The organism is Ensifer sp. D2-11, from assembly GCF_054161295.1.
Map to the genome: position 1 here is coordinate 242,064 of NZ_CP096436.1, position 10,466 is coordinate 252,529.

The following is a 10,466-nucleotide window of genomic DNA, read 5'->3' on the forward strand; positions in this document are numbered from 1 at the left end:
CTCCTGAAAACACAGTCCACCGAATCCGTAGTGGACACCATCAACCTACAAAACGAACGCTACCACCCGTCCACCGGGCCACGCTTACTACGCCGTGCGATCTCCATGATACGACGCAAAAACATCCGGTCGCCCCGGGGCCATTTCGCTTGCGCCAGAAGTCGTCCTCGCACCTGGTCAATGCCGGCTGCAGGGAACAAAGCTCCGATTGCAAGATTAGGGCGACAAGCGCCGGTTGTCGAAGCACCTTTCAGGAGTGGCGGCCATGTTTCTGCTAGCCAAGGACACGGTCAAATTCGCCGTTCTCGTCGGTCTTTCCGGAATTTTTATCGACGCCGTCATCGCCCACGGGCTCTTTTGGGACAACGACCCATACTGGACCTACTGGGTGACGAAGTCCTTTCTTATCACCAGCGTTTTCCTGTTCGGCACGGCCTTTCTTGGGATCGGCATTCTGCCGGGGCTGATCCTCACCGCGGCTCATACGGCCATTCTAGAAATCTATTACCAATGGCTCGCCCCTGTTGGACTGCCTCAGGAGCCGGAATGGCTGGATTTCAACCATCTGTGGGTGACCGGCGTTCCCGCGCATTTTCTGGCGATCTTTGCCGGCTATCTGCTGGCGCTCTGGCTGTGGCGGCGCAACCGTCCAACACAGCAAATTGAACGCGCCCAGACCTGGCATTTCGCCGTCTATGGGCTCCTCACAACCGTTTTGATTGTAGCGGTCGACGGGGTGCTGACGCAAATGCTTCTTTTGCGGCATTTTCCCGGCGTCACCTTCTTCGTCCAGCATACGTTGATCGGCTTCGTCTTCGTTTGTGCGTGGACCGCCTATGCGGGGGTCGGCAGAGTTGGCTGGATCGTTGGCTCACTGATGCTCGCGCTCGTCTGGGTGGCGTACAATATGTACCTCGGTCCACGGGGTCTGCCGCTTCGTCCTCCCACCTATTCCGGATACGAGGACCTCTGGTGGTGGTCATTCCCAGGTGCCTTCGTCTCGGCCCTTCTCGGCTGGTGGCTCGGCGGCTATTTGATGAAGATGCGTCGGAAGCTCGACTGGACCGGCGTGGCAATGACCCTGCTGATTATTGCAGTCGCATATCCGGTATTCGGTCAAACTCTGCCGGTGGAGAAGGGAACCAATGCCATGCTGGCGGGTGCCCGCGCATCTGGCCAAGGCATGCGCGTGGTCGGCCCCGATCCGACGAATCTGCAGCGCACCCAACCAATCAGCGGGGAGATCATTGTAGAAACATCTGAAATGGGCAATCGGTGGTCGCATGTGCAAAACACTGATGGAATGCGCGTGCGGGCCGTCTTCACGTCAGGTAGCGCCCAGTACGAGATCACCGTGGACAAGTCCATGCCCCGCCATCCGCTCGGCCTATACACGACTTGGTCGGGTGTTGTCTACGATCATGAAATGCACGGAGACACCGGCATCGGCACGGGGAAACTGCCGAAGATGAAGCCCGAGATTGCACTTTGGGGTTGGGGATCCGTAAAGCGTGACGGACAAGTGATTGCGGCAATGGCGCCGGTCCACATTATGGTAAGCAGCGAAGACCGGCCGATGCCCGGCATCATGCTTGAAGTCGATACCGAGGATAAGGCGCTCACGGCCGAGCCGGACGGCTACATCCATGTGATGTGGCCGAAGGTCGGCCAGCTTCAGATGCCGACCGGCCAAACACAAACGCGCATGATTATCGGCTGGATCGCCATGGTGGGCATCGTTGGCCTGTTCGGTTGGCTTGCCTATTCCGAGCGAGGGCGGCCGCACAAAGGCGTGGACGCAACATAACCCTCCGCTTGCGCAATCTAGACAGCGGCGTCCACGCGACAAAGCTAATCGGCAGATCGACAGGAGATGGGTGCTGACGAACCCTGACGGGCATCTGTTTAAGTCTGCTCCGATGACCTTCCAGGCACACTCTCATCGCTAGCTTAGCTAAGCTATAGTTGGCTGATCAGGAGACGAGTTCGGTGAAGTTGGCGTTCTCGCGCAGAGGCCTTTTGGTGGCGGCTGCCATGCTGCCTGCTGCTGCGCACATGCGATTCACTTTGGCAGGAGATGTAGCTGTGGCGAAGAAGGTTGTGCTTCTGGGCGATTCGGTGTTCGACAACCGCGCCTATATCCCAGGCGATGCGGACGTGTTGCAGCACCTTGTGCGCAGGTTGCCCGCTGGGTGGTCTGCCACGTTGCTGGCCGCTGACGGCGGTCGAATGAATGATGTGCGCCTGCAGTTGCAGCGGCTGCCCGGCGATTCGACTCACCTGGTAGTAAGCATGGGCGGCAACGATGCACTTCGCGTCTCAGATGTCTTGAACTTTCCATCGCGGTCGGTCGCCGAGGCATTGCTCACCCTTGCCGAAACAAGAGAGCAGTTCTGCTCAAGCTATTTCGCCACTCTCGACGCCATTCTGGCAGCCAAGCTTCCGACCGCCATCTGCACAATCTACGACGTACGCTACGCTGACCCCGACCAAAGGCGCGTTGCGGTTACAGCCCTCTCGATCCTCAATGACTGTATTACACGCGCAGCGGCGGAGCGCGGAGTGGCGCTGATCGACCTGCGCGTCATCTGCAACCAGGATAGCGATTTTGCCAACGCCATTGAACCCTCGGAGCAGGGTGGCAGCAAAATCGCTGCCGCCATCGTCTCGTTTCTCGCTCCGAATCCATCTCCAGCTGGACGCAGCGAACTGATTGCACGCTGACATAGGCCAACACGGCTGCTTCCGGCTCCGCCTTGGCCGAGCCCATAGGCCACGCCTCCTTTACGTTCACTCAGCTAGGAACTTCGCGCCGCCGGCACCGTTTCAGCCGCATGCCCGATCCGTCCACCTACACCGCATTCCTCGGTGCAGTACTCGCCTACCAACTCTCCGGCGTTGGTCCAGACATGATGCTCGTCATCAGCCGCGGCATCGGTCAGGGCAGGCAGGCCGCGCTTGCGGCGGCTTTGGGATGCGTGGCGGCGGGTATTATCCAGATTCCCTTGCTTGCAATGGGGCTAGCCACCGTCGTTCTTTCCTCGCCGCCGCTCTACAAGGCCATGCAACTGATCGGGGCCGCCTATCTGATCTATGTGGGATTCCGTTTTCTAGCTGCCGGCGAAACCGGTAAAGAGCAGGATTATCTGGCGTCCGCATCTCTTGTTGGCGCCTTTAGGCAGGGCATGATCTGCAACCTGACCAATCCGGCAGCGCTTTCCTTCATGCTCGCGATCCTCCCGCAGTTCGTGCACCCGTCCGCCGGATCGCCTGCGCTGCAGTTCGCGATTCTGGCAGGCACGATGAAGGCGACGGGACTGCTGATCCTCGGCACGGCGGCTCTGGCTTCGGGCGCGTTCAGCGGTTGGTTGGCACGCAACAGACCCATTATGGTATGGCAGCAACGCATCGCAGGCACCATCATGGTCGCACTGGGCATTAGATTGCTGTTTCCTGTTGCCGTGCCGTCCTTTGGCCGATGAGCGCCACCGGTTAGCCGGGCCCCGGCGGTCCTCGCAACTTGGCGGATCGACATGGTCGCAACCTGCTCTCGAGCCATGAATGACGCTTCCAAGCTCGTCAAGGCGAGTAGCTGATCCCGTTTCCCGCGGCGCCTTGAACAGCTCTCGAGGCTGTCGAGTCCTAGCGGTCTGGGCTTCCTTCCTGGATGTTGCAATCCCGACCGCAGGACTATCGCGCGGCCAACCGATGCGTATGGCCGCCCCCCGCTCGTCCAGCCTGATCGACGCCCGCTTCTACTCCGCCTCGTCAGGCCGGCACGCCGCCCTTAGCGCCTTCAGCGCTTCTTCCGTGGAGTGGCAGAGAAGATGGAGTTCCACCGGTCGGCGAAGCGCAATCTGTATGTGATGAGGACCGAACACCCGGATCAAGCCGCGGCCCGGAAAGCGGCCGTTGCCCGGAGCTCGATTGTTCCACCGCGTGATCCTGCCGGGCGGGTTCCTGTAAGCATGCGGCGCGCCGAGTATTCGCGCGCATTCGTCGTAGAACCGTCTGTCGCTCGCACTACCACCGGTCATCTGCGAGACCTCTCGGTGGCGCCCCGCTCACCGCCCGTGGGCATATAGAGATCGGCGGCACCGGCGAAGCCGGAATCGAGCCAAGGGGGATGTCGGCATCCGCAGGCGTTATTCGAAGAGGACGGTTTCGGCAAACGAGCTTCAAGGTCTCCTTGAGAATTTCGACAATGATTTTTTCGCCTGGACAGCGATGGCTTGTTTCGGGCCGACCTCCTCCCTGCGGAATGAAGCGGAAATCTTCATTTCGCCATGACGATCCACGCTCGGGGTCGAAGACTCTCGGCTGAGGAAAGAGACGCGGATCGTGGGTCGTTCCATAGAGATCAAGCAACAGCCAGTCGCCTTTCACGAGTGGATGACCCTGCCAAACAAGATCCTTTCTGAGCTTCGCCCCGACAAATGGGAAGAACGGATAGAGGCGCCGCACCTCCTCGACGAAGCCTTCGATCTCCTCGTCGTGCCCGCCGCGGAACCGCTCCTGCCGCTCGGGGTTGCGGGCAAGCGCCAGAGCCAAAAATACGATCCAGCGGCTGATTGCTGCGATCGGACGCAGCAGGTTCAGAACTTCGACCGCTGCCGCTTCCGTGGAAAGAGCTCGTCCGTCGGCATCCCGATAGAACACACAGATGGTCTTCAGCGCGCACTCGTCGATCACAACGAGTGAGCCGTCGCGCACCGCCTCTACAATCGAAATCAGCCACCGCTCCGTTCGCCGGCGAGACACCAGCGCCAGCCACGCCGACGGACCAAAGCTGCCGGTATTGTCGATCATTTCTGCAAGGCTCTCGGCGAGTTTGCGGTCATCACGGCTGTGCTCAGGGATGCCGATCCAATCTGCCGACGCTTTCGTCAAGACGAGATTGGCAACTTCGCGGAGATCGGAGCGACCAGTCTCGCGATTGTCGACCTGGGCAAGCCAGTGATGGCGAAACCGGTCAATGAGGGCTGCCACGGCACCATCACTCATCGCCAGATCGATGAACATCTTCTTCCTCTGCCGGTGCATCTCGCCGTCGAGCTGCTGAACACTGTGCTTATCCTGAAGTAGGCGGAGCACGGTCCACGGCATCGAACCAACGCGCGTTACGTCGTCACTGCCGTAAAAGAGTTGAGCTGCCTCCTCCCCGCGCATGCAGAGCACCGGCCGAAGCATCAGCCGCGTTCGAAAGACGTCGGTGCGGAGTTCGTCACAGCGCGCGGATATGAAGGTATAGCTCTCCCGGAGCAGCGCCAGGGTACTGTCGATCGACGATGTGCAGGGTACCGATTTCATTCCGCGTCCGGTTCGCTTGCAGATGCACAACTTTTCTCTGCTGCGGATGTTCCGATGTGTCAGGCTGCGCAATGCCAAACGCTGAGCGATCGGTGCTTCCCGCGGTGATCGATGAGCCCGGCAGAGATGCCACGACACCAGTCGCCTTCTGCGCTCTCGAGAATACAGGAGCAGCCGCAAGGCGCGGGAATAGTCGGACGCTCGCAATCGCCAAAGCATTTCCTTGCCCCGCGCCGCATTCAGGAGCGTCGCGAAGCAACAGCAATGTCGCTTCCGGGCTAAGCTCGATCCTTATCGAACTCCTGCCGCGCCTGCATCGCCGGCGTGGCGATGCGTCAGAGCCGCAACGGCAACCTCTATCAACCCAACGGCGACGTGCGGCCACGCGATGCGCTCCGAAAAACCGAACAGCCATGGAGAGACCAGCAATAACATGCCACCACCGACGTCCAGCATGAGGTGCACCGGCATCGGAATCGCGGCAACAAGGCCGAGCTCATAATCGGTAATCAGGCTGTAGACGATAACCGCAGCTCCAAGCACCATCGGCACCCATTGCGCCGCACTGCCGTCTGCGAAACCAAAGAGCCACGGGGCCAAGATCAGTAGGATACCCGTTAAGTAGTCGAGTACCCCGTGTACTCTGGTCGGAATGATTTCCATAACCGCACCTCCGTCTTTCTCCAGGGCTACAACCAAGCAAGCACGAGAAAGTTTCCGCCCAGACGCCACTGCCAGCCCGAGCAGAGGGAGGTGGTCTGGTGTGGCCATGCGCTCGGCCGGCACCAGCATCCGCGCCAACCACCTCGAGCTCTCGAAACTTGGAACGGTACCCGCGGATGCAGCGTTTCCCTCGATTGTTTCAGCAGGAACATGCAACCAAAATGATGAACCAGCAGACTAGATCCTCGGTAAACCCACTCGCCTGGTGGAAGTCCTGCTCGATCTACCAGATATATCCCCGCTCCTTTCATGACTCCGACGGTGATGGCGTCGGTGACCTTCCCGGCTTGCTTTCGCGCGTGGACTATCTCGCCTGGCTTGGCGTCGGTGCCGTCTGGCTTTCACCGGTGTACCGATCGCCGATGGTCGATTTCGGCTATGACATTTCCGATTACACCGACATCGATCCGCTGTTCGGTACCCTGGCGGATTTCGACCGCGTGGTCGATGCGCTGCACGAGCGCAGGATCAGGCTGATCCTCGACGTGGTCCCTAACCACACGTCCGACCAGCATTCGTGGTTCATTGAAAGCCGCTCGTCGCGCGATAACCCGAGGCGGGACTGGTATGTCTGGGCTGATCCAGGTCCCGACGGTCTGCCGCCGAACAACTGGCTCAGCCGTTTCGGTGGCAGCGCTTGGGAATGGGACGAGCGAACTGGCCAATATTACTACCATGCATTCCTGCGCGAGCAGCCCGACCTCAACTGGCATAACCCCGCAGTACGGGAGGCGTTCGCCGATGTGCTGCGCTTCTGGTTGCGGCGCGGCGTGGATGGCTTTCGAGTCGACGCCAGTGCCGTCCTCGCCGAAGATCCGCTCCTGCGCGACGATCCGCCCAATCCGGATTTCGATGCTGAAATGCCGCGAACGGATAAGTTCAAACGGGTTTTCACCGATATCCGCCCTGAAACAATGAGCTATATCGAGGAAATGCGCGCCGTGCTCGACGCGTTCCCAGATCGAGTGCTTCTCGGTGAAGTTCAGGAAGGTTTTCGACACATCGGACAGTTCTATGGTGGCGAGCGTCCGCGTTTTCACCTGCCGCTCAACTCTCTGCTGCTTGAGACGGACTGGGATGCAGCCTCGATAGCTGCACGGATAGACCAGTACATCAACGCCATTCCCGACGGCGCCTGGCCAGTCTGGGTTCTCGGCGGGCACGACAAGCCACGCATCGCCACACGTGTCGGCCTGCAGCAGGCGCGTATCGCGGCCATGCTGCTTTTTACGCTCTCCGGCACCCCGATCTTCTTTGAAGGTGACGAGATCGGTATGCCGAGTTCGCAGATTTCCTCTGAAGACGCATGCGATCCGTTCGAGATCCGTGTTCCAGGCTTCGGCCTGAACCGCGATCCAGAACGGGCACCGATGCGCTGGGATGCCAGCGAGAAGGCCGGTTTTACCACAGGCGAGCCGTGGCTGCCGCTCGGCGATGACGTAGCGCAGCGAAACGTCGCCGTCGAGCGGGGCGATGAGCGGTCGCTGCTGTCGCTCTACCGGCAGCTCATTGCCCTGCGGCAGACGGAGCCAGCGCTGCTCGCCGGCGACTTCCGACCGTTGCGCAGCCGAGGCAACGTCCTGCTTTTCCGGCGGTGCACTCGTGACAGGCAACTTCTGATCGCCCTTAACGTCAGCGATGGCAGTGAGACTGTCTCCTTACGAGGCGGGGGCATGGTCCGGCTGAATACCCTTCTGGACCGCATAGGCGAGCCAGTGGATTCGCAACTATATCTGCGACCCAACGAAGGTGTGATCGCGGAGTCCTGTGTTCCTGAGCGGGCGAATGAATGATCGGCCTCACAAGGCCGAGACAGCTGCCGACGGCCGCGAGGAACGGGAGCCGAGCTCATGCGCTAACTCGGGCTGTCGGGGCAGAGATGTAGGTTTGCCGGCGCCGGGCCGATTTCTTAAATTCCGTGCAGAGGGAGATGGACGTCTGATCATATCCAAGCTCTGCGTTTTCTGGTATCCAACCTTGATCACCCAGTGGTGCAGGGCGCGCATGATCGGTGTCAGAGAGCTTCGGTCCGGTGACAGGTTCTGCAGTAGCGAGCGAGCGCCTTATGCTGATTGACGGCGTAGATTTGCTTGCCACCGATCTCTGCATTGTGGGCGCCGGTCCGGTCGGGCTGGCACTCGCAACAAAATGCGCCGCCAGAGGCTTATCGGTTTCACTTGTTGACGGCGGCGATTTCAGCAAGAGGCCCGGCTGGCAGGGTCTGTTCGGTGCGGGGGATCTCGCCACGGCGCATCACGCCAGCCGCGATCGCACTGGCCATCGCGGCATCGGCGGGACGTCCAGGCTATGGGGCGGCCGTTGTGTAACCCTTGACGACATTGATTTCGTGGCTCGGCCTCATGTGCCCTATTCTGGCTGGCCTATCAGTCATGACGAGATTGTTCGCTATTACCCCGAACTAGCGCTGGAGGACATACCGCGCGAACCTCTAGCTCTCATGGTGGCGCAGACCCTTGCCACCGAACGTCCTCGAAAGGGCTGATATCATCAACCCTGAATGAGCGGTTGCCTTGTAAACTGAGAATGTCCGCCGCGGCCTCGCCTGAGGTCGTTCCAAGGGATACATTATGCGATTTTTTTGGCCCAGAACGTGAACATCCTCGCAGCAAGCGATGTACTGGGCATGTCCCCTGATGCACCGAAAAGGACTTTCTAGCCATGGTTCACGAACGACCGCTCTGCGCCTTCATTTCGGTCGTTCGGTCCGACATTGCGATACTTCAAAAGCCGCCAGTCTGCTCAAAGCGTCGCAATTCAGTCCGAAACTGGGCAATTAGGCGGGCCTCCGAGTTGCTGCATCGTCGCCGACCCCATACGCTTCGACGGGACGTGATGACGATGCTTCGAGACGGCGACTACTGGTGCTGACTTGGCCAGATAGGCACGAAGAAGCGTTCTGGAAACCGCCCCTTCCGCTGGAAGGGCGGCGGCTGATTTCCTTCGGGTGCGCGTGCTTACTCGTGCAAGCCCCAGTTCCGTTTCTCGTCGTTCCTGCGATTGAACGCCTCCGACGGCAGTCCGGAGCCTGAACTCCGACGCACGCCGTCGCTCCCCGTCCAGGTAAAGGAATATTCGTACCCGGTCGACTTGCCGGTATTGCTGGAGAGCCCCGCAGGTCTTTCGAAACGTCGATGCCGGCAAGCGTCAGCCTGGCAATGCTCATCGTTTCAGCATGCGCGCTCGTCTGGCTGCCAATCGCGTTCAATTAAGTATCGCCTACCATAACACTGAACAAGAAGGGAGCACGCGCCGGAGGCTCGACTCCGTACCGGTACTGCACATGATGACAGCTCGGTAACAATGTAACGCCTCGGCAGAATTGTCCGCCGGAATTCTGTTCTCGGTCATCGGGAATTCAGGCTAGCTGATCGTTGGAGGCTATTGAGTGGCGGTGAGAGGGTCGCATGCAAGGTCTAGCTGCCCTTGGCGCAAACGCCTGCTGCGCATAGAAATCTCATGATCGCGCCTCTTCGCCTGGGATTGCGCTCATGATCCGCAATCCCGCTTTGCACCTCGACGACGTGACTTCAACGATCGCGTTCCAAATCGGCGATCAACCTTCTCCTATCCCGCTTGTTTCTGATCTGCTCCGTTTGCAGCTCTCGCCCAAGGATGAGCGGTCCGCCGGCATTTTCGAGTACAACGAAAACTCTGCGCGCGCCGATAGGAAGGTCTTCCGAGCCGTAATGGCCCACGATTTCGACCATGATGGAGCGAACCTCTCTGTGCCATTCGTCGGCAGCCGGGCTCTCCGATTTGGCGTGCAGCGCGTGGCGCATCAGGGTACGAAAGGAACCCAGATCCCTGATCTCGCCGCTCCCCAAGGGGCCTTGCCGCGTGCGCTGCCGAGGTTCGGCCGGAGCCTCTCCTTCCGGATGCAGCATGTCCGTTACAGGGCAGATGAGCGACCCCGCAGGGGTTTCCAGTTTAACCAGCACGCTGGCCACGTGTACTGGTCCCGAGCTCATATTGCTGAGGAAGCAGCGAGCGTCCAATCCGGAACCCGCGCCGCGCGTAATCAGCAAGGTGGCGCGCAGCTGCCTTCGATAGTTGCTGACGAACACCTGCAGGTAGATTACCCAGACGGCCAGGGTCCCCAGACCCGTAAGCGCAGTGATAAGTTCGCGATGCTCTTCAATCCACTGCAACCTGTTTCTCCGGCGAAGCGCGATCCCTTGTACAGGTGTCGCCAGTGGCTGAACTCTGGTGGCGGACAACGAGGCTCGCTCCTTTAGTCTAACCGCTGAACATCAGTTATGTTCACTCAAGGGAAATGGCTGCCAGGTTCGCCAGACCATTCACACCTGGTCTTGTTACCGGCGCAACAGGCGGCGTGGATTACATCCCGCATTGACAAAGGCGGTATTTGTGGAAGCCGGCACGGGCGAACAGAAATGGCACTACCCAGCGCC

Annotated in this window: 8 protein-coding genes; 5 read left to right on the forward strand and 3 right to left on the reverse strand. The window is 59.8% G+C overall.

What is annotated here, in order from left to right:
• Window positions 1-265 precede the first annotated feature (265 nt).
• The 3 genes from M1D34_RS32420 (at window position 266) to M1D34_RS32430 (ending at window position 3,482) form a co-directional block, all read left to right on the forward strand.
• Window positions 266-1,807: a hypothetical protein gene (locus M1D34_RS32420; protein WP_498785129.1), complete on the forward strand. Its 1,542-nt coding sequence runs from the start codon at window positions 266-268 to the stop codon at window positions 1,805-1,807.
• Window positions 1,808-2,085: 278 nt separating this feature from the next.
• Window positions 2,086-2,724 (forward strand): GDSL-type esterase/lipase family protein, encoded by a 639-nt coding sequence (locus M1D34_RS32425; RefSeq protein ID WP_498785131.1) that lies wholly within the window; start codon window positions 2,086-2,088, stop codon window positions 2,722-2,724.
• Window positions 2,725-2,756: 32 nt separating this feature from the next.
• Entirely contained in the window at window positions 2,757-3,482 is a 726-nt protein-coding gene (locus M1D34_RS32430; protein WP_498786469.1) for a LysE family translocator, read from the forward strand.
• Between the two features lie 541 nt (window positions 3,483-4,023).
• On the opposite strand, the gene M1D34_RS32435 is transcribed toward M1D34_RS32430, so the two are convergent.
• The gene (locus M1D34_RS32435; RefSeq protein ID WP_498785134.1) at window positions 4,024-5,169 is read right to left on the reverse strand and encodes a cytochrome P450; all 1,146 of its coding nucleotides are present in this window, start codon (window positions 5,167-5,169) and stop codon (window positions 4,024-4,026) included.
• Window positions 5,170-5,601: 432 nt separating this feature from the next.
• Window positions 5,602-5,973 carry an SPW repeat domain-containing protein gene (locus tag M1D34_RS32440; RefSeq protein WP_127509576.1) on the reverse strand — a complete coding sequence of 124 codons (372 nt, stop codon included), beginning with the start codon at window positions 5,971-5,973 and terminating at the stop codon, window positions 5,602-5,604.
• Window positions 5,974-6,194: 221 nt separating this feature from the next.
• Here M1D34_RS32440 and M1D34_RS32445 point away from each other — a divergent pair, with 221 nt between their 5' ends.
• Entirely contained in the window at window positions 6,195-7,826 is a 1,632-nt protein-coding gene (locus tag M1D34_RS32445; RefSeq protein WP_498786215.1) for an alpha-amylase family glycosyl hydrolase, read from the forward strand.
• Between the two features lie 272 nt (window positions 7,827-8,098).
• Window positions 8,099-8,536, forward strand: a complete 438-nt coding sequence (locus M1D34_RS32450) for a lycopene cyclase family protein (RefSeq protein ID WP_498786471.1) — start codon at window positions 8,099-8,101, stop codon at window positions 8,534-8,536.
• A 1,045-nt stretch (window positions 8,537-9,581) separates the two neighbouring features.
• Here the strand turns inward: M1D34_RS32450 and M1D34_RS32455 are convergent.
• Window positions 9,582-10,202 (reverse strand): hypothetical protein, encoded by a 621-nt coding sequence (locus M1D34_RS32455; protein WP_498786473.1) that lies wholly within the window; start codon window positions 10,200-10,202, stop codon window positions 9,582-9,584.
• Window positions 10,203-10,466: the final 264 nt, after the last annotated feature.

Coding starts and splice junctions, on each gene's coding strand:
- M1D34_RS32420 (WP_498785129.1), top strand. CDS start 266: ATGTTTCTGCTAGCCAAGGACACGGTCAAATTCGCCGTTCTCGTCGGT.
- M1D34_RS32435 (WP_498785134.1), bottom strand. CDS start 5,169: ATGCGCGGGGAGGAGGCAGCTCAACTCTTTTACGGCAGTGACGACGTA.
- M1D34_RS32440 (WP_127509576.1), bottom strand. CDS start 5,973: ATGGAAATCATTCCGACCAGAGTACACGGGGTACTCGACTACTTAACG.
- M1D34_RS32445 (WP_498786215.1), top strand. CDS start 6,195: ATGATGAACCAGCAGACTAGATCCTCGGTAAACCCACTCGCCTGGTGG.
- M1D34_RS32450 (WP_498786471.1), top strand. CDS start 8,099: ATGCTGATTGACGGCGTAGATTTGCTTGCCACCGATCTCTGCATTGTG.